Source organism: Pauljensenia sp. UMB3104 (genome assembly GCF_030217285.1).
GTDB lineage: Bacteria > Actinomycetota > Actinomycetes > Actinomycetales > Actinomycetaceae > Pauljensenia.
In genome coordinates this window covers 1-243 of the sequence record NZ_JASONN010000530.1, presented here as the reverse complement: position 1 = coordinate 243, position 243 = coordinate 1, and the positions used below count along the sequence as shown (strand labels likewise).

The following is a 243-nucleotide window of genomic DNA, read 5'->3' as shown; positions in this document are numbered from 1 at the left end:
CCTGAGGGAGGAGCGACGTGTCCGTCATGCCGGGCGCCACGTTCGCGTCGATGAACCAGCAGGTGCCCTCGTCGTCGACCACGAAGTCCATGCGCGACAGGTCGCGCAGACCCAGCGTCGTGAGGGCCTCAACGGCCGCGGCCTGCAGGTCCGCGAGAAGCTCGTCGGAAAGGCGAGCGGGAACGAAGTACTCAGTCTCGTCCGTGGTGTAGCGGGCGTCGTAGTCGTAGCGGCCACGGTCCG

The 243-nt window shown here is 67.9% G+C and carries 1 pseudogene; it reads right to left on the bottom strand.

The window, feature by feature from the left end:
• Positions 1-243 (bottom strand): annotated as a pseudogene (locus QP415_RS12680) (D-alanine--D-alanine ligase); the annotation flags it as partial.